Origin of the sequence: Gulosibacter macacae (genome assembly GCF_003865375.1) — a bacterium.
In the GTDB taxonomy this organism is placed as follows: Bacteria; Actinomycetota; Actinomycetes; order Actinomycetales; family Microbacteriaceae; genus Gulosibacter; species Gulosibacter macacae.
The window spans coordinates 1-18,140 of record NZ_RQVS01000022.1; the positions used below are offsets into that span (position 1 = coordinate 1).

Annotated in this window: 15 protein-coding genes, 1 tRNA gene and 1 pseudogene; 5 read left to right on the top strand and 12 right to left on the bottom strand. The window is 65.5% G+C overall.

Translation table 11 applies throughout. The features are described 5' to 3' along the window. Position 1: 1 nt before the first annotated feature. Positions 2–75: transfer RNA gene (locus EG850_RS12355), tRNA-Pro, on the bottom strand. Positions 76–210: 135 nt separating this feature from the next. Here EG850_RS12355 and EG850_RS12360 point away from each other — a divergent pair. Beyond that, entirely contained in the window at positions 211–1,740 is a 1,530-nt protein-coding gene (locus tag EG850_RS12360) for a deoxyguanosinetriphosphate triphosphohydrolase family protein (protein WP_124973934.1), read from the top strand. Here the strand turns inward: EG850_RS12360 and EG850_RS12365 are convergent. Both EG850_RS12365 and EG850_RS12370 read right to left on the bottom strand, forming a co-directional pair. Beyond that, entirely contained in the window at positions 1,737–2,378 is a 642-nt protein-coding gene (locus tag EG850_RS12365; protein WP_185715071.1) for a LysE family translocator, read from the bottom strand. The two genes, EG850_RS12360 and EG850_RS12365, sit on opposite strands and share 4 nt — an antisense overlap. 30 nt (positions 2,379–2,408) lie before the next feature. Beyond that, positions 2,409–2,897, bottom strand: coding sequence for an FBP domain-containing protein (locus EG850_RS12370; RefSeq protein WP_124973936.1), 489 nt, complete (start codon positions 2,895–2,897; stop codon positions 2,409–2,411). A gap of 55 nt (positions 2,898–2,952) precedes the next feature. Between EG850_RS12370 and EG850_RS12375 the strand changes: the two genes are divergently transcribed. The 3 genes from EG850_RS12375 (at position 2,953) to EG850_RS12385 (ending at position 7,014) form a co-directional block, all read left to right on the top strand. Beyond that, on the top strand, positions 2,953–3,744 hold the full coding sequence (locus EG850_RS12375; RefSeq protein ID WP_124973938.1) for an SDR family NAD(P)-dependent oxidoreductase: 792 nt from the start codon (positions 2,953–2,955) through the stop codon (positions 3,742–3,744). Positions 3,745–4,113: 369 nt separating this feature from the next. Continuing rightward, a complete protein-coding gene (locus tag EG850_RS12380) occupies positions 4,114–6,255 on the top strand; it encodes a DEAD/DEAH box helicase (protein WP_124973940.1) in 2,142 nt (713 codons plus the stop codon). A 252-nt stretch (positions 6,256–6,507) separates the two neighbouring features. Then, positions 6,508–7,014 carry a SixA phosphatase family protein gene (locus tag EG850_RS12385; RefSeq protein ID WP_124973942.1) on the top strand — a complete coding sequence of 169 codons (507 nt, stop codon included), beginning with the start codon at positions 6,508–6,510 and terminating at the stop codon, positions 7,012–7,014. On the opposite strand, the gene EG850_RS12390 is transcribed toward EG850_RS12385, so the two are convergent. After that, positions 7,011–7,577 (bottom strand): NUDIX hydrolase, encoded by a 567-nt coding sequence (locus EG850_RS12390; protein WP_124973944.1) that lies wholly within the window; start codon positions 7,575–7,577, stop codon positions 7,011–7,013. The two genes, EG850_RS12385 and EG850_RS12390, sit on opposite strands and share 4 nt — an antisense overlap. A 90-nt stretch (positions 7,578–7,667) precedes the next feature. Between EG850_RS12390 and EG850_RS12395 the strand changes: the two genes are divergently transcribed. Beyond that, the gene (locus EG850_RS12395; RefSeq protein ID WP_235829324.1) at positions 7,668–8,591 is read left to right on the top strand and encodes a 3-methyladenine DNA glycosylase; all 924 of its coding nucleotides are present in this window, start codon (positions 7,668–7,670) and stop codon (positions 8,589–8,591) included. Between the two features lie 68 nt (positions 8,592–8,659). Here the strand turns inward: EG850_RS12395 and EG850_RS12400 are convergent, their stop codons facing one another. The 8 genes and pseudogenes from EG850_RS12400 to EG850_RS12435 all read right to left on the bottom strand — a co-directional run bounded on the left by EG850_RS12400 (position 8,660) and on the right by EG850_RS12435 (position 17,956). Then, a complete protein-coding gene (locus EG850_RS12400) occupies positions 8,660–10,114 on the bottom strand; it encodes a glyceraldehyde-3-phosphate dehydrogenase (protein WP_124973946.1) in 1,455 nt (484 codons plus the stop codon). 81 nt (positions 10,115–10,195) lie between these two features. Next, complete coding sequence (gene der / locus EG850_RS12405) at positions 10,196–11,716, bottom strand: ribosome biogenesis GTPase Der (RefSeq protein ID WP_124973975.1); 1,521 nt, start codon at positions 11,714–11,716, stop codon at positions 10,196–10,198. Positions 11,717–11,784: 68 nt separating this feature from the next. Beyond that, positions 11,785–12,489, bottom strand: a complete 705-nt coding sequence (cmk, locus tag EG850_RS12410) for a (d)CMP kinase (RefSeq protein ID WP_124973948.1) — start codon at positions 12,487–12,489, stop codon at positions 11,785–11,787. Beyond that, the gene (locus EG850_RS12415) at positions 12,486–13,592 is read right to left on the bottom strand and encodes a prephenate dehydrogenase (protein WP_124973950.1); all 1,107 of its coding nucleotides are present in this window, start codon (positions 13,590–13,592) and stop codon (positions 12,486–12,488) included. Before EG850_RS12415 ends, cmk begins: the two co-directional genes overlap by 4 nt. Before the next feature lie 896 nt (positions 13,593–14,488). Continuing rightward, positions 14,489–15,277, bottom strand: a pseudogene (locus EG850_RS13595) (pseudouridine synthase); the annotation flags it as partial. A gap of 301 nt (positions 15,278–15,578) precedes the next feature. Next, a complete protein-coding gene (gene scpB, locus EG850_RS12425) occupies positions 15,579–16,172 on the bottom strand; it encodes an SMC-Scp complex subunit ScpB (RefSeq protein WP_124973952.1) in 594 nt (197 codons plus the stop codon). Continuing rightward, positions 16,162–16,983, bottom strand: a complete 822-nt coding sequence (locus tag EG850_RS12430) for a segregation and condensation protein A (RefSeq protein ID WP_124973977.1) — start codon at positions 16,981–16,983, stop codon at positions 16,162–16,164. Before EG850_RS12430 ends, scpB begins: the two co-directional genes overlap by 11 nt. Continuing rightward, entirely contained in the window at positions 16,973–17,956 is a 984-nt protein-coding gene (locus EG850_RS12435) for a ParA family protein (protein WP_235829325.1), read from the bottom strand. The genes EG850_RS12430 and EG850_RS12435 overlap by 11 nt, the downstream gene beginning before the upstream one ends. Positions 17,957–18,140 lie beyond the last annotated feature (184 nt).

The following is an 18,140-nucleotide window of genomic DNA, read 5'->3' on the forward strand; positions in this document are numbered from 1 at the left end:
GTCGGGCTGACAGGATTTGAACCTGCGACCCCTTGACCCCCAGTCAAGTGCGCTACCAAGCTGCGCTACAGCCCGCTGCTGCCTGATTCGCATCGGGCAACCAGGACAGCTTAGCGCATCCTCGACCGCTTCGCCGACCCCAGAAGCGACGGCGCGTTTGGTTCAGGCGCACCTGCCAAGCTGGGCAGATCGCAACACCGAGGAGCCACAATGTCGCCGATTGACCGCACCACCCGAGCACATGCTGACTCCGCGGGCGGACACGAAGCGGCAAGCGGTGACACCGAGTTCCGCCGCGACCTCGAACGCATCCGGTTCTCGCCATACTTCGCGCGACTCTCGGCTGTGACGCAGGTGATTGGTCAAACCGGAGCCGGGCCACTGGTGCACAACCGACTCACGCACTCGCTCAAGGTCACGGCAGTGGCCCGCACCATCGCGACGACGCTAGCCGAACAGCTCGCCGCCGAAGGCCCCCACTCCTCCGAATTCGCCTGCGATCCAATCGTCGTCCAGGCGGCCGCGAGCGCACACGACCTCGGGCATCCACCGTTTGGACACCTCGGCGAATCAGTACTCAACCGACTTGCCCGCGAGACACTTGGACTCGAGGACGGCTTCGAGGGCAACGCGCAGACCTATCGCATCCTCACGGCGCTCGATGTTTGGCACGGTACCGACCGCGGGCTGAATCTCACTGCAGCGACGAGGTCAGCATCGGCGAAGTATCCGTGGACGCCAGTGGTCGATGTTTCGGCGCTCCCCGACGACCGACTGCCCCCGGGTCTACGGCGCGTCCACGACGAACTCGTCGTCCGCAAGTACTCGGCATACTTCCTCGATGCCGCCGACCTTGAGGATGCGCGCGCCGGTTCCGCAGGCGTGCTGCCCCTGCAGCAGTCGTTCGAAGCGACCGTGATGGACATCGCCGATGACATTGCCTACTCGGTGCACGATGTCGACGACTTCTATCGCGCAGGACTTTTGGGGCAGGCTGCTGTTGCCCGCGAACTCGGCGCGTGGTTCGACAACTCGCTCGAGCTCAGCCGACTAGATGGGCAGGCACTCGCGGCTCACCGCGCACCCGCCGGAAGTGCGCTGGAACTCTTGCGCCGAAAGCTTCATACAGACGATCCGTGGATCGCCGACGACGATGCGTTCGTGGATGCTGTGCAGCGAGTCTCCTACGACCTCGTCGACGGCCTACTTGCCGAACCCTTCGACGGGTCGCTCTCGGCAGAACGCGGGCTTTCATCGTTCACAAGCACCTGGATTCGGCACCTGCAGGAATCTGTCGTTCTCGCACCGACAGACAACCCCCGCACCGGTCTAGTAACGCTTGACCGCCAGGCGTGGCATGAAGTCAACGTACTCAAGTTCGTGCACAAGCACTTCGTGCTGAACCGCCCCGATATCGTGATGTACCAACGCGGTTTGAGCCGCGTGCTGACCCGCATCGTGAAGGGGTTTGTTTCATGGCTCGAGGATGCACACGATCGCGAACGTATTCCGCCCCGTCTTCGTGAGCTGGTCGATTTTGCGACCGATGGCTACCTGGATCTCGAACGCGCCGCATTGCCAGGAATTCCGGTGCCTACCGTCGCCGAAGCGCATCGGCTCGGCCGGGGCCGCGGTGTGCTCGACTACGTGGCATCGCTGTCTGACGATCAGGCGATGGCACTATCCGAAGCAATCGACGGCCGCCCAGATCGGCTCTGGGCAATTGGGCAAAGCCTTTAGCCCTGCGCACCACTCAGCGCCAACACCACACCCAGGCCCACCATCAGCGCGCCGCCCACCGCCTGCATGGCAACGCGTCGCCCTGGCGACCGCGCGAACCACGCCTGCGCGCCACCCGCCGCGAGCGCCCAGACGGAGTCGCTGAGTTCGCCGAGTACCAAGAACACGATGCCGAGCACGAGCATCTGCAGCTCGATCGCCCCAGCCTGAAAGTTCACGAACTGTGGCAACACGGCCACAAAGAAAACGATGGTTTTCGGATTCGTCACGCCGACGATGAACCCCTGCAACACCATCCGCCACGGGCTCTGCAACGCGCCCACACTCGCATCGGCTACCTCATCATTCCGATGCCGAATCGCCTGGATACCGAGATACACGAGGTAGGCCGCGCCAAACAGCTTCACGATCGTGAACAGCAGCTCTGATTGCGCCACAATCGCGCCAACACCGAATGCCACGAGAATTACGAGCGGCACTCCTCCGAGCCCGTTGCCGAGAACGCTCAGGAGACCGCCGCGCCAACCGTAGGCAAGCGACCGCCCAACCACGAACAACACCGAAGGTCCGGGCACAACAATGAGCACGAGCGACGCGAGAGCAAACGCAATCAGCGTCGAAAGCTCAATCAGCGGCATGCACGAATGCTAGGTCGAAAGCCACGTCGTCTAACGCGACTCGCTATCGGCCACGTGCCCCACCAACCGGTCGAGCCGCGAAATCATCGCCGCACCCCGACGCTCCAGCTCCGCGGGCGTCGTGAAATACGCCGGACCCCGCCGAATCACATACGAGCAAGACAACGACTCGCACAGATACGTCCCCATTGACGAACCTCGGTCGCCACGATCGCCAGCAAAGCGCGCCGAAAACATCCGCACTTGCGTCGACGGCTGGGTCGAGTGGCACAGCGAACACATCGCCGAAATCCCCGGACGCAGGCCGCTCGCCGCCGCGGTCACCACGATGCTCACGACTTCATCGCCACGCCAATAGGTGATGTAGCCGCGGCGGGCCGCACGAGTGTCGCGCCAACCGAGAAACTCGCGATCTTCCCAGAGCACTTCGTGCAATCCCGGCATCGGCAATTGCTCGAGTTCGACCGCCGTCGCGTTGATGAACGACCCTCTGATCTGTTGCTCGGTGACCGGACGCATGCCGCCATTCTGCCACCGGTCACCCGCCCGACCTGGGCGTTGCTACGCTCCTGTCATGTCGCATCCTGCTGAACACAGTCGCGTTGCTATTGTCTCGGGCGCTGGAGCCCACGACGGCATTGGCTTCGCCGCCGCTGAGCGCCTCGTGCGCGCTGGCTACCGCGTCGTCATCGGCTCGACCACCGTGCGCATCCGCGCTCGAGCCGATGAACTCAACACGATCGCAGGCGTGAATGCCGCGATTCCCGTCGTCGCCGATCTCACCGATGAGGAGAGCGCAGTCGCGACCGTGGGGGCTGCGCTCGACAACTTTGGCCGCCTCGATGTGCTCGTGAACAATGCGGGCATGACGTCGATCGCCCAGCCGAGCGATGACGCTGAGGCGAACACCATGCAATCGCTTGATCGCGCCGGCTGGAAACGGTCGCTCGACCGAAACCTCACGACAGCGTTCTTGCTCACGCAGGCGGCGCTGCCGCATCTCATCGAGGCGGAGCACGGGCGCGTCATCACCGTCGCCTCGGTGTCGGGGCCGGTGCTCGCGTTCGGCGGCGACGTCGGGTATCACGCGGCGAAGGCTGGGCTCGTGGGCATGACTCGCGCACTGTCAGTCGATCTCGCACCGCATGGGGTGACGGCGAATGCGGTCGCACCAGGATGGATTGCCACCGGTTCTGCAACCCCGCGCGAGAACGAGCTCGGTCGCGCTGTGCCGCTGGGGCGCTCGGGCACACCGGATGAAGTTGCTGCGGTGATCGAGTTTCTCGCGTCGCCGGGAGCGTCGTATGTGACCGGGCAGGTGCTCGTGGTTGATGGTGGGAACTCGGTGCAGGAGGAACGGGGGTAGTGAGACCGCTTGTGGGCGGGGGTCTCGATATGCGCTTCGCGCTACTCGACCAACCAAAAAGGGCCGCGGCACACGACCGACGATAATGGGCCGCGCTACTCGACCAACCAATAGTCGATGCGGTAGAGTAGCCAGGTTGACGCGTCGGCAATGCCTCATTGCGCATGACCGAGCACTACGCGTCAGTTCCTCTGCCACCGGACCGGTGGCGTAACTGCGGGGCGTGAATTTGCCGCCCTCGCACCCACCTCTTGACTCAAGGCCCAAACCCGGGCCGGATGCGTCTGCGACGAGCGTACTTACCTGTGCCAGTGATCGTCCCCTCCGCATCCCGACGATCACGCACCTCAGAAAGGTAGCCTCCGCGCTATGACGCACCCCAGCGACTTCCAAAACTCCGACGACCTCGGCCTCACCGACGACCTCAACCTCGTCGGCGAAGACAACGCCTCGACGACCGACTCGGAGAGCGAGCAGCCCGAAGCTCAGCAGCCCGAGGTTACCGAAGCCCCCAAGCAGGCCGACAAGCCCGAATCAAACGAACCGACCTTCGCCGACCTCGGTCTGAGCGACGACGTGCTCGCCGCAATCACCGAAATCGGCTACGAGACCCCGAGCCCGATTCAGGCCGCCACCATCCCCACCCTCCTCGAGGGTCGCGATGTCGTCGGCCTCGCGCAAACCGGTACCGGTAAGACCGCCGCGTTCGCACTCCCCATCCTTTCGCGCCTCGAGCCGGGCAAGCGAGTGCCGCAGGCGCTCGTCCTCTCCCCCACGCGCGAACTCGCCATCCAGGTGGCCGAGTCATTCGAGAAGTTCGCGGCCAAGATGCCCGAGGTACACCTCCTGCCCGTCTACGGCGGTCAGGCCTACGGTGTGCAGCTTTCCGCGCTGCGCCGCGGCGTTGACGTCGTCGTCGGTACCCCCGGCCGCGTCATCGACCACATCAAGAAGGGCACGCTCGACCTGTCGCAGCTGCGCTTCCTCGTGCTCGACGAGGCCGACGAGATGCTCAAGATGGGCTTCGCCGAAGACGTGGAAGAGATCCTCTCGGCCACGCCCGAAGAGAAGCAGGTCGCCCTGTTCTCGGCCACCATGCCGCAGCAGATCCGCCGCATCTCGAAGCAGTACCTCCGCAACGCGGCCGAGATCACCGTCAAGTCGAAGACTGCGACGGCCACGAACGTCACCCAGCGCTACCTCGTCGTTGCGCACGCCCGCAAGGTCGACGCGCTCACGCGCATCCTCGAGGTCGAAGAATTCGACGGCATGATCGTCTTCGCCCGCACGAAGTCGGAGACCGAAGAGCTCGCCGAGCGTCTGCGCGCCCGCGGCCTCGCGGCTGCCGCCATCAACGGCGACATCCAGCAGGCCCAGCGCGAGCGCATCGTCGGCGACCTCAAGAGCGGCAAGATCGACATCCTCGTCGCCACCGACGTCGCCGCCCGCGGCCTCGACGTCGAGCGCATCAGCCACGTCGTGAACTTCAGCATCCCCACCGACCCCGAGTCGTACGTGCACCGCATTGGCCGCACCGGCCGCGCGGGCCGCTCGGGTGCTGCGATCAGCTTCATCACGCCGCGCGAGCGTCGCCTCCTCGGCATCATCGAGCGCACGACCCGTCAGCCGCTTGAAGAGATGCAGCTGCCGACCGCTGAAGACATCAACACGACGCGCCTCGCCCGCTTCGACGATGCCATCACCCAAGCGCTCGAGCAGACCGAACGCATCAGCGCCTTCCGCGACATCATCGACCACTACGTGCGTCACAACGATGTTCCCGAGAGCGATGTTGCGGCCGCACTTGCCGTCGTTGCGCAGGGCGAGACGCCGCTGCTGCTCGACCCAGCCAAGGACGACCTCAAGTCGTTCAACGACCGCGGTCGTGACCGTGACCGCGATCGCGGCGACCGGGATGACCACGGACCGCGCCAGCGTCGCAACGACCTCGTGCAGTACCGCATCGAGGTTGGTCGCAACGACCGCGTGCAGCCCGGCTACATCGTGGGCGCCCTCGCGAACGAGGGTGGCCTTGGCCGCGATGAGATCGGCCACATCCGAATCATGCCGAACTTCTCGATCGTCGAGCTGCCAGCTGACCTCAGCCAGGAGACGCTCTCGCGCCTCGAGCACACCGAGATCGCTGGCCAGCGCATCGACCTCAAGCGCGACTCCCGTCCCGCTCCCCGTGAGCGCGGCGGCGACGACCGCGGTGGGTACCGTGGCGGCGGCTACCGCGAGAACCGCGGCGGCTACCGGGATGACCGTGGCGGCGGACGCGGTGGCTACCGCGACGATCGCGGCGGCCGTGGTGGTTACCGTGGCGACCGTGATGACCGGGGTGACCGCGGCGGCTTCCGTGGCGACAGGGACAATCGCGGTGACCGCGGTGGGTTCCGCGATGACCGCGGCGGCGGGCGCGGCGGCTTCGGCGGCAACCGTGACGACCGCGGTGGCCGTGGCGGCTGGCAGGGCGGCGAAGGCCGTTCCGATCGCAAGCCGCGCTGGTAGGTTCTAGCTCTTCGCGCGTGGGCGCGAGCATCCTCATTGATGCTCGCGCCCACGCGCTTTGTTGTGCCGTCTGGCGCCTACGCGGCTTGGCGCTTCTCACTAATACGCGCGTTTCCGACTAATACGCGCGCTGCAGCGGGCGTATTAGTCGGAAGCGCGCGTAATAGCGGCTGCAGGTGGTGCCGGGATGCCCGCACATCGCGGTCATGCAGCTCCGGCGGCATTCCCAAATGCGCTGACTAGGCTGACCGCATGACCCGCACCCTCTACGTCATGCGCCACGCGAAGTCATCGTGGTCGACCGGTCACGCCGATCACCAGCGCCCGCTCAATGGGCGCGGCCGCCGCGAAGCGCCGCTCGCCGGTGCCTACCTCGCAACCCGCGCGCCCATCGACCAGGTGCTCTCATCCACGTCGACGCGCACCCGCGAGACCTGGGCTGCCGCAGAAGAGGGCGGCGCCGAAGCCAACGAGGTGAACTTCTACCAGCAGATGTACAACGGCCGTGCCGAAGATCACCTCGAGCTGCTGCGCGAACTCCCGAGCGAGACGCAATCCGCGCTCATCCTTGCGCACTTCCCGGGCGTCCTCGAGATTGTGCGCGGTCTCGCCGTGCGCGATGACCACCCGGGCTGGCCGAGCCTCGACGAGAACTTCCCAACGAGCGCCATCGCCGTACTCGAATTCGACGGCGAGTGGGAGTCGCTAGGCCCCGGCGACGCGAAGCTCATCGACTACGTGATTCCGCGCGACAACTAGCTCGACGCGAGCTCCCGCAAGCGCTCGCCGACTTCAGCCAAGCGCCGACGCCAGGGCACTGCGAAGTCAATCGGGCCATCCGGGTCGAGTACCTCGTCGATGGTGCGCCACCTAAAGTCGCTCACCTCATCCAGTTGCATGACCACCTCGGGGTCACTAGCCAATCGCACGAAGTACACGTCGAACAGCTTCGCGCGTTCGACCACGCGACCGACGCGCACGAGTTCGGCCGCGTCAACAACAATGCCCGCCTCTTCACCAAGTTCGCGAGCCGCGGCAACCTCGCCCGACTCACCGGCGAGCGCACTGCCCGCGGGAAACTCCCACATATTCGGGTGCGTGAGTTTCTGCGGCGCGCGCTGGGTCACGAGGATGCGTCCATCGGGCCGCTGCACACACGTGCCGACGACGAGGTGGTACTCCCCCGGCTCAAATCGGTTCACGCCGCGCAACATGATGCGACCGAGCGGCGCGCCATCGGCATCAAGAACTTCCCACCGTTCGCTTGCGACATCTTCGCCGCGCTCAAACTCAGGCGTCATCGGGGTCGTCTCCTCGGTCATGCCTGCCGCCTCTCTTGTTCATCCCCAGTATGCGCTCGGGCTCACCAGCAATTGGCCACAACTCGCGACGCGCGTACGCTAATTGACGAAATGTCAGTCGTCACCGCCCGCATCCTCACCTCGCAGCAAGCGCTCGCCGCGAGCGCCGCCCACGCCGAACGCGCGGATGCGCTCACTGCCGAGTACCGCGAGGCAAGGGCCGCGGGCCGCGCCCACGCGATCGATGACTTTCTGTTCACCTACTACTCATACCGGCCATCAGTGCTGCGGAAGTGGCATCCAGGTATTGGCGTCGCCTACGAATCCGACGTCACCGAACTTCCTCGCTGGTATCACCGCGAATCATCCGGCGCCATCACGGTAGACGCCGCGGCGTTCCTCGCCGAGCGCGGGCACATTGCGCAGCAGATCGCTGAGCTCAGCCGCGCCGTCCTCGGCCGTGCCCCGCGCTTTGCCTGCTTCGGACTGCACGAGTGGGCGATGGTCTACCGCGAAGAGGAGCACCGGCATCCGATTCCGTTGCGGCTCGGACAGGCAGCTACCGATGCGGTCGTGGAGTCGCATGAGATCTCGTGTACGCACTTCGATGCGTTCCGCTTCTTCACACCGGATGCTCGCCCACGAAACCTCCTGCAACCGTCGCGCGAGAGGCAATGTTCGATGGAACAGGCTGGATGCCTGCACGCGAACATGGACCTCTACAAGTGGGCGGTGAAGCTCGGGCCACTCGTGCCCGGCGATCTCCTCCTCGACACCTTCGAGCTCGCCCGCGAGATTCGCTGGACCGATATGCAGGCATCGCCGTACGACGTGAGCAATTACGGGGTACCGGCCATCGCCATTGAAACTCCCGAGGGCAAGGCCGAGTATGTGCGCCGGCAGCGTGATTTTGCGGCGCGGGCGCAGGCGCTGCGGGAGCGGCTGGTCGACGTGATCGAGCGCCTCAGCGAACGCGTAGACACGTGCTTCGAGTGCCTCAGCACGCGGGTAACTAGACGTGCAGCACACGGCTGAGCGCATCCAATAACGAAGCGGGCGGATCACCACAAAGGTGACCCGCCCGCTTCGCAAGCAAACGAGAACTAGATCTCGAGCACATCCTTGCGGTGCGGCACGACCGACGGGTGCACGCCGCCGAGCTGCTCGATCACGCGCACAACCTGCTTCGAGTAGCCGTACTCGTTGTCGTACCAGACGTAGAGCACGAGCTTGTTGCCGTTGGCGATGGTTGCGAGACCGTCAACGATGCCGCAACGCTCGTGGCCGACGAAGTCGGTCGAGACGATGTCGGGCGACTCGACATAGTCGATCTGCTGACGCAGGTTCGAACGCAGCGACACCTCGCGGAGGTAGTCGTTGACCTCGTCGCGGGTGACTTCCTTCGAGAGCTCGAGGTTGAGCACTGCCATCGACACATCCGGGGTGGGAACGCGAATCGCGTTACCGGTGAGCTTGCCAGCAAACTCGGGCAGCGCCTTCGACACGGCCTTCGCAGCGCCGGTCTCGGTGAGCACCATGTTCAGGGTCGCGGCGCGACCGCGGCGAGCACCCTTGTGGAAGTTGTCGATGAGGTTCTGGTCGTTGGTGAACGAGTGCACCGTCTCGACGTGACCGTGCTCAACACCGAACTTCGCGTCGAGCGCACGCAGCACCGGGGTGATGCCGTTCGTGGTGCACGAAGCGGCCGAGAGGATGACGTCCTCGTCGGTGATGTCCTTGCTGTTGATGCCGAACACGACGTTGCGGATGTCGCCCTTGCCGGGAGCGGTGAGCAGAACGCGCTTGACGCCCTTCGCCTTGAGGTGCTGCGAGAGCCCCTCTTCGTCGCGCCAGCGGCCGGTGTTGTCGACGACGATCGCGTCGTTGATGCCGTACTCGGTGTAGTCGACCGTGGTCGGGTCGCTCGAGTAGATCACCTGGATGAGCGTGCCGTTGGCAAGGATCGTGTTGTTTTCCTTGTCGACGACGATGGTGCCGTTGAACGGACCGTGGATCGAGTCGCGACGCAGGAGCGAAGCGCGCTTCTCAATGTCGTCCTCGCCGTTCTTGCGCACGACGATGGCGCGCAGGCGCAGACCCGGGCCGGTCGCGGCCTGCTCAATGAGGATGCGGGCAAGCAGACGACCGATGCGACCAAAGCCGTAGAGCACGACGTCGGCGCCCTGACCGGTCTCGTCGGCGGGCTTGACTTCCTTGAGCTGCTCCGCGAGGAACGCTGCGAGGTCACCCTCGCCCTGCTCCTTGTAGAGGTGCGCGAGCGCGCCGAGGTCGACCGAGGCGGTCGCCACATCCATCTTCGAGAGCTCTTCGAGGATGCGCGTCGTGAGCTCGATCTCAACCTCTTCGCCGTGGTGACGACGGGCGGCACGGTGCGCCTTGATCACTTCAATGGCTGAGCGGTTGATAAGACGACGGCCGTGAATCGAGGTCACGATGTTGTTCTCGCGGTACAGCTTCGAGACGAGCGGAATGATCGTCTCGGCGGCTGCGACGCGGTCAAACCACTCGGCCTGTGCCTGGGTGTGCTGATCGGTCATTGGACATGCCTCCATTGGGTCCAGGTGGGCGCAGATCTCAGATGATTGCTACCCGCCAGCTTACCCAACGGAAGTTACGCACTACTTACGCTTACGGCGTTCGCGCACTCGCATATTCACCTGGATGGGGGTGCCCACAAAACCGAACACCTCGCGCAGTCGACGCTGCACAAAGCGGCGGTAGCCCGGGTCGAGGAAGCCGGTCGTGAACAGCACGAATGTCGGCGGGCGCGTCTGTGCCTGCGTCGCAAACAGGATGCGCGGCTGCTTTCCGCCACGCAGCGGGTGCGGGAACTCTTGGGCGAGTTCGGTGAGGAAGGCGTTGAGCTTGCCTGTGGCGATACGGGTGTCCCACGAGTCGAGCGCGGTTTCGAGCGCCGGCACAAGCTTCTCCAGGTGACGCCCGGTCTTCGCCGAGATGTTCACGCGCGGTGCCCACGACACGTGTGCGAGGTCCTGTTCGATCTCGCGCTCGAGCTGCCAGCGGCGCTCATCGTCGAGTTCATCCCATTTGTTGAAGGCGAGCACGAGCGCGCGGCCCGATTGCAGCACCATCTCAACGATGCGCACATCCTGCACGCCGATGGGTTCGGTGACGTCGAAGACAACGACCGCGACCTCGGCCTTGTCGACCGCGGCGGCGGTGCGCAACGAAGCGTAGAAGTCGGCGCCCTGCTGCAGGTGCACGCGACGACGGATGCCCGCCGTGTCGACGAAGCGCCAGAGTCGGCCACCGAGCTCAACGAGCTCGTCGACCGGGTCGCGGGTGGTGCCAGCGAGGTCGTTGACGACGACACGCTCCTCCCCCGCCGCCTTGTTGAGGAGGCTCGACTTGCCGACGTTCGGGCGGCCGACAATCGCCACGCGGCGCGGTCCGCCCACTTCTTCCTTGGCGACGGCCGATTCCTGCGGCAGCACACGCATGACCTCATCAAGAAGGTCAGCGACGCCGCGACCGTGCAGCGCCGACACCGGCCACGGCTCACCGAGACCGAGGCTCCAGAGTGCTGCGGCATTCGGTTCCTGCACGACATCGTCGACCTTATTGGCCACGAGAATCACCGGGCGGTCTGAGCGGCGCAGCATCCGCACGACGTGCTCGTCAGTCGAGGTGGCGCCGACGTTGGCGTCGACGACGAAGAGCACCGCATCCGCGAGTTCAACGGCGATCTCTGCCTGCTCGGCGACCGAGCGGTCAATGCCGCGGGCATCCGGTTCCCAACCGCCGGTGTCGACGAGGGTGAACCAGCGGCCCTCCCACTCGGCCTTGTAGGTGACGCGGTCGCGGGTGACGCCCGGAACATCTTCGACTACGGCTTCGCGGCGGCCAATGATGCGGTTGACGAGCGCCGACTTGCCGACGTTCGGTCGGCCGACGACGGCGAGCACCGGCAGTGCCGGCATCGTGTAGACGCCGTATTCATCCATGCCCGATCCCGAGAGCACGGCCAGGTCGTCGTCGTCGAGGTCGTAGTCCTCGAGGCTCCGGCGCAGCATGTCGGCGCGCTGGTTGGCGTCTTCGTCATCGAGGTCGTGGATGCGGGCGGCAAACTCTTCGGCGCCCTCGGCAAAGTCGAGATCGAGATCAGCGTCTCCGGCCATGAGCTCCCGCTCGTAGGCGGGACGGCTGTCGAAATCGAACTCTGTGGGCTCGTTGTTGGTCGCGTCGGTCATTCGGCGCTCCCCTTTCGGCTGATTCCGTGTTCACGGATGAGGTCAATGACCGCGGCAATCGACTGGTCAAGATCAAGTTCAGTGGTGTCGAGCGTAACGACCCCATCGGCGGCGGTCGTGAACGTGACGACGGTCGAGTCGCGCGCATCCCGTTCGGCGACCGAGGCGGCGACTGCCGCGGCATCGTCACCGGCCTTTTCGGCAAGGCGGCGGCGGATGCGTGCCGACTCGTCTGCGGTGAGCAGGATGCGTACCGGCGCATCCGGGGCAACGACCGTGGTGATATCGCGACCCTCGGCGATGATGCCGGGAGCGTCGTCGCCGAAAAGGAGTTCGCGGAAGCGCTCGTTGACGGCCTTCCGCACCGCGAGATTCGTCGCGACATTTGAGACGAGACTCGAGATTTCGGTGGTGCGAATCGCGTCGGTGACGTCGACGCCGTCAACACGCACCCAGCGTTCTTCGGGCAGCACTGAAAGCTCCCACCCGCGGAAGAAGTCGGGCAGGAGCGCCACCACCGCATCCTGGTCAGCAGTGTCGACGCCGCGGCGCCCGGCGAACCACGTGAGCGCCCGGTACACCGAGCCGGTGTCGAGGAGGTGCCAGCCGAGATCGGTCGCGGCCGCGCGGGCGACGGTCGATTTGCCCGAGCCCGAGGGCCCGTCAATGGCGACAACGATATTGCGGGATGCGTCGGTCAATGTGCCACCTTCCAATCGCGCTGTTCGAGTTCATCGACAAGGCGCTGCCGCACTTCGGGCAGTACCCACACTTCGGCGAGACCGATATTGGCGCCCGGCGAGTGCTCAAGCGAAATCTCTTCGACGTTGATGTTCGCGTCGCCGATCTCGTTGAACAGGCGCGCGAGCTGGCCCGGCCGGTCGTCGACCATGATCGTGACCGAAGCAAACTTGCGGCGCGAACCGTGCTTGCCGGGGATGCGCGCCACACCCTCGTTGCCGGCGCGCATGTGTTCGGCGACGACACGGCGCGAGCCAGCGCGATCCACATCAGCGAGCGCGTCGGCCAACTCACCGAGGTCATCTGCCACGGCACGCAGGATGCGGGAGACGCGCGGACCGTTCGCCGAGAGGATCTGGATCCACAGCGTCGGGTCGCTCGCGGCGATGCGGGTGACATCGCGCAGGCCTCCGCCCGCGAGCGCCGAGGCGCCGGCCTCGTCGTCGAGGAGTCGTTCGGCCATGACGCTCGACACGAGCTGCGGCACATGCGAGATGAGAGCGACGGCATCGTCGTGCTCGTCGGCGGTCATCGTGACGGTCGTCGCGCCGAGATCGAGCGCCAAGCCCTCGATCTCTTGCAGTGCGGCAACGGTTGTCGCTTGGTGGGTCGCGATCACCCAGGGGCGACCGAGGAAGAGGTCGGCCCGGCCCGCGAGCGGACCACCCGTTTCACGACCGGCCATGGGATGCGAGCCGAGGTAGCGCGCGAGATCGATGCCCGACTCGCGCACGGCGTTGAGTGGCGCGGCCTTGACGCTTGCGACATCGGTGACGATGGCGTTCGGCCAGGCGCGCAATTGCTCGACGACGACCTTGGCGGTGACGTCGGGCGGTACGCAAACGACGACGATCTGCGGCGTATCGTCGCGGGATGCATCGCTCGCGCTGGTTGCGGGCGCGGGCCGTCCGGCGCCATAGTCGGCGGCGAGGTGGAGCGCTGCCGGGGAAGCATCGCTGAGCATGACGTCAACGCCGAGGCGTCGCAGGCCTAATCCCACCGAAGTACCGAGGAGTCCGGTGCCGACAATAAGTACCGGTGAGTTGGTGCGGGTGGGGGTCATCGCTGACCACCTCGAGGGTTGCGGCCGCGACCGCCGCGGCCGTTCATGCCGCCGCCACCGCGGTTGGAGCCGCCGCGCCCGCCGCGCGAGCCGCCGAAGCCACCGCCGGGCCGATCACCCGAGCCGCCGCGGTTGTCGTCGCCACGGTAGCCACCACGGAAGCCGCCGCTCGAGCCGCTGCCGCGGTCGTGCTCACGTGAGCTTCCACCGCGGTAATTGTTGTCATTGCGCGATGCGCCTCCACGCGGAGCATCGCCGCGGGAGTTGCCGCCTCGGTAGCCACCACGCGGACCGTCACCGCGGTATCCGCTATCGCGAGCATTCTCACCGCGTTGACCATCGCCGCGGTACCCTCCGCGCGAGCGGTCACTGCGTTCGTTTTCACCTCGGAAGCCGCCGCGCGAACCATCGCGCCCGGCGTCGCGCGAGCCACGCCGGCCGTACCCACCATTGCGGCCGCTGTCTCCGCGGAAGTTGTCGTTGCGCGAGCGATCGCCGCGAGCGCCGTCAGTTCGGTCTCCTCGGCGCTGGTCTGCGTCGCGGTTCCGATCAGTCCGGAAATCGCGCCGCTCGCTGCCGGGCCGCTCACTGCGGTACCCGCCACGACCGCCATCGCGCGATCGTTCATCGCGGTAGCCACCGCGCCGTTCGTCGTCCCGCTGGCGCTGGCCGCCGAACCCGCCACGCTCGCGAGGCGGCTCGCGATCGCTACGGCCGCCACGAGCATCCTCGCGTCGCCCACCACGCGCACGGTCGTCGCGTCCACGCTCCTCGCGCGGCTGCGGACGGTCACGCGGTCGCGGCTCACGGTCGCCGCCGCGCTCGCCGCGGCGCTGGTCGCGCTGACCCGACTCGTCTCGCTCTCGCGGCGCCGACTTGCGCGCTTCGGCAGCCTCGGCACGTCGGCCGAGCTTGAGCAATTGACCAAGCTCCGTCTTCGTGAGCTCGCGTACGTCACCTTCACGCAGCACACCGAGTTGCAGAGGACCAAAGCTGCGACGCACTAGCTCCTGCACCGGGTGCCCGACCGCCTCAAACATGCGTCGCACGATGCGGTTTCGGCCCGAGTGCAGCGTCACCTCGACGAGCGTGGCGTCGCGGCCGGTACCACCGCCGAGGATGTGCGCAGCATCGGCCTTAATCGGTCCGTCTTCGAGCATGATGCCGTGCAATAGCGTTTGCAGCGTTCCTTGCGAGAGCTGGCCACGCACCTTCGCGACATACGTCTTCGTCACACCGAACGACGGATGCGCGAGCACGTGCGCGAGTTCGCCATCGTTGGTGAGGATGAGCAGCCCGCTCGTTTCCGCATCCAGCCGCCCGACGTTGTAGAGCCGCTCGGGGTAGTGCTTCGTGTAGCGACGCAGGTCGGGTCGACCCTGCTCATCGCGCATCGTCGACACCACACCAACGGGCTTATTGAGCAAGAGGTAGCGCTTCGACTGGTCGAGTTGCACCGGAGTGCCGTTCACGACGACCTTGTCGGTTTCCGGGTCGATGCGGGTGCCGAGTTCGGTCACCACCTTGCCATTCACCGAGACGCGACCGGCAGTGATGAGGTCTTCGCAGACACGGCGGCTCGCGACGCCAGCGTTCGCGAGCACCTTCTGCAGGCGCACGCCCTCAGTGCTGCGCTCCGGCGCTGGGGCAGCTGACGCGGGTCGATGCTCTGGGTGGAAGGGAATGTCGTCGAAATCAGTGAGCGAGTAGCCGCCCTCAGGACGTTCCTGCGCGGCTCGGCGCACGGCCTCGCGCGCCTGCGCATCCTCGCGACGTTCTTCATCGCGGCGAGCCTTCGTTTCGCGCCAATCTTCTCGCGGGCGCTGCGGTCGATCGTGACGAGGCTGGTCACTGCGCTGACGACGCTCCGGCGAACGCTCACCGCGATCGCTCGGCCCGCGCTCACCACCGCGACTCCACCCCATCCGGCTACTCGTACCGCGGCGCGAGGCGCCGTCTCGACGTCCGCCATCCCGGCGATCGTGCTCAGTCATCGAATCCATCCTGTCCGTCGTCGAGAAGCGGCGAAATTTTCGGCAGCTCGTCGAGCGAGTTAATTCCGAGATGCTCTAGCAGTAGCTCGGTTGTTGCATAAAGTGCGGCGCCGGTTGTGGCGTCATGTCCAGTTTCGGTGACGAGTCCCCGTGCCAGCAGTGTGCGCACCACCGAATCGACATTCACAGCGCGCACCTGCGCAATCTGTGAACGTGTAATCGGTTGGCGGTAGGCGATCACCGTGAGCGTTTCGAGGGCGGCCTGCGAAAGCTTCGAGGGTTGTCGCACCGACACGTAGTCGCCGACGATCTCGTCGTAGTCGCCGCGCACATACATGCGCCAGCCGCCACCGATCTCGCGCAACTCGAATCCGCGCACGACACCGCCAAGCTCTCCATTGTAGTCGGCTACAAGCCGCGCCACCGCATCGCGCACCTGAGCGACCGGATGCGAGACCGCAGCCGCGAGCGCGACCACCCCGATGGGCTCATCGGTGACAAACAAGATCGCCTCGAGCGCCCGCTCAAGATCTACCTGCGGCGCCTCGCCATGATCTGTTGCGTCAATCGCCTGTTCATCGGTCATAGTCCGCCCCCAGTGTGCCGAGTTCGTCATCGTGCCATTCGGTCGCTTCCCAGCGCACGAGCAATTCTCCGAGCGGCGACTCCTGTTCAAGTTCCACCGCCGAGCGGCGGTAGAGCTCAAGCACCGCGATGAACCGCGCAATCACGACACCCGGTGCATCCGCGTCAGCCACGAGCTCGCGGAATGTGGCAGGCCCACCTTCGCGCAGGCGGCGAACCACCTGGGCGGCCTGCTCACGAATCGATACGAGCGGGGCATGCAGGTGGTCAAGCCCGATGGTCGGCAATTGCTTCGGCGCAAATGCGAGCGCGGCCATTGCCGCGAAATCGTCGAGCGAGAGCGTCCAGACAAGTTCGGGGATGCGCTCTCGAAACTTCGCCTCAAGTGGCACCGTGCGCGGGTTCCGTGTTGATTCAGCATCGAATTGTTCGGCAAACCAGGTCGCGGCCTGTTTGAACGCGCGGTACTGCAGGAGCTTTGCGAACAAGAGGTCGCGTGCTTCGAGCACGGCGACATCATCCGCATCCACGTATTCGCCCTGCGGCAGGAGACTCACGAGCTTCATGTCGAGGAGCGTCGCCGCCACCACGATGAATTCACTTGCCTGGTCGAGTTCGCCGAGGGTTTCGAGACCCGCAACATGCGCAATGAACTCGTCGGTCACCTTCGACAGCGCGATATCGGTGATGTCGAGTTCGTGCTTCGCAATGAGCTGCAGCAAGAGGTCGAACGGCCCCGAGAACACCTCGAGCGTGACACTGAACGGTGTCTCGCTGGATGCGTCGAGCGAGTCGACTTGGTCAGGCTGCAGCACCGCGGGCCACCAGCTCGCGGGCAAGTTGGCGGTAGGCCTGTGCGGCCGGATGCGTCGGGGCGAACTCGACAATCGGTACGCCCGCGACCGAAGCGTCGGGGAACTTCACCGTGCGTCCGATCACCGTGTCGAACACCTTGTCGCCGAATACCTCGTAGACGCGGTCGAGCACTTCGCGAGCGTGCAGGGTGCGGCCGTCGAACATGGTCGGCAGGATGCCATCGAGTTCGAGGGCGGGGTTGAGGCGCGAGCGCACCTTCTCGATCGTTTCGATGAGGAGGGCCACGCCGCGCAAGGCAAAGTACTCGCATTCGAGCGGAATCATCACGCCGTGGCTCGCGGTGAGCGCGTTCACGGTGAGTAGGCCGAGCGAGGGCTGGCAGTCGATCAGAATGACGTCGTAATCGTCGGCGACCTTGCGCAAAATCGACGCGAGGATCTGCTCGCGCGCCACCTCGGTGACGAGGTGCACTTCCGCCGCCGAGAGGTCGATGTTCGCGGGGATAACGTCGAGCCCCTCGAAGCCAGTCTGCTGGATGGCCTGCCGCGGATCCTGCACCCGCCCGATGAGCAGATCGTAGATCGTGATCGAGTTGTGGGTCGAGATGCCGAGGCCCGCCGAGAGTGCACCCTGCGGGTCGAAGTCGACGCAGAGGACGCGGCGACCGTAGTCCGCAAGCGAGGCTGCGAGGTTGATCGAGGTGGTGGTCTTACCCACGCCACCCTTCTGGTTGCACATCGCGATGACCCGGGCCGGGCCATGTTCGGCGAGCGCTTCAGGCACTGGGAACTTCTTATAGAGGCGCGTCGACACGGCTTCTGCGGAGCGCGGGCGGCCGGGTTCGCTGCCGCTCGCGGGAACCGGCGCCGGTTCGCTCGGGCGGGCAGGTCGCGGAGTCGTCGGTTTGAGCAGGTCGGCGGGGACTTCGAGGCCGGGAAGCTCCGGTAGCTCGGCGTCAGGTTTTGCCATCAATCCGCCTCCTTGTAGTCAACATCGCTCGCCACAGTCTCGTGACTCGTTTCGGGCATCGTATCCCCGCAGTCAATGTCAATTGAGGCGTGGTGGCGGGTGTCGGCCAAGGCACTTCAACCTCTAGTTGAGGGTCAGGCGTACTGTCGAAAGTCACCGTATTTTTCAGACGGTTGTGCATTGC

Excerpts from the sequence above, each read along its gene's own strand:
- EG850_RS12360 (WP_124973934.1), top strand. The coding sequence starts at position 211 with ATGTCGCCGATTGACCGCACCACCCGAGCACATGCTGACTCCGCGGGC.
- EG850_RS12365 (WP_185715071.1), bottom strand. The coding sequence starts at position 2,378 with ATGCCGCTGATTGAGCTTTCGACGCTGATTGCGTTTGCTCTCGCGTCG.
- EG850_RS12370 (WP_124973936.1), bottom strand. The coding sequence starts at position 2,897 with ATGCGTCCGGTCACCGAGCAACAGATCAGAGGGTCGTTCATCAACGCG.
- EG850_RS12375 (WP_124973938.1), top strand. The coding sequence starts at position 2,953 with ATGTCGCATCCTGCTGAACACAGTCGCGTTGCTATTGTCTCGGGCGCT.
- EG850_RS12380 (WP_124973940.1), top strand. The coding sequence starts at position 4,114 with ATGACGCACCCCAGCGACTTCCAAAACTCCGACGACCTCGGCCTCACC.
- EG850_RS12385 (WP_124973942.1), top strand. The coding sequence starts at position 6,508 with ATGACCCGCACCCTCTACGTCATGCGCCACGCGAAGTCATCGTGGTCG.
- EG850_RS12390 (WP_124973944.1), bottom strand. The coding sequence starts at position 7,577 with ATGACCGAGGAGACGACCCCGATGACGCCTGAGTTTGAGCGCGGCGAA.
- EG850_RS12395 (WP_235829324.1), top strand. The coding sequence starts at position 7,668 with ATGTCAGTCGTCACCGCCCGCATCCTCACCTCGCAGCAAGCGCTCGCC.
- EG850_RS12400 (WP_124973946.1), bottom strand. The coding sequence starts at position 10,114 with ATGACCGATCAGCACACCCAGGCACAGGCCGAGTGGTTTGACCGCGTC.
- der (WP_124973975.1), bottom strand. The coding sequence starts at position 11,716 with ATGGCCGGAGACGCTGATCTCGATCTCGACTTTGCCGAGGGCGCCGAA.
- EG850_RS12415 (WP_124973950.1), bottom strand. The coding sequence starts at position 13,592 with ATGACCCCCACCCGCACCAACTCACCGGTACTTATTGTCGGCACCGGA.
- scpB (WP_124973952.1), bottom strand. The coding sequence starts at position 16,172 with ATGACCGATGAACAGGCGATTGACGCAACAGATCATGGCGAGGCGCCG.
- EG850_RS12435 (WP_235829325.1), bottom strand. The coding sequence starts at position 17,956 with ATGGCAAAACCTGACGCCGAGCTACCGGAGCTTCCCGGCCTCGAAGTC.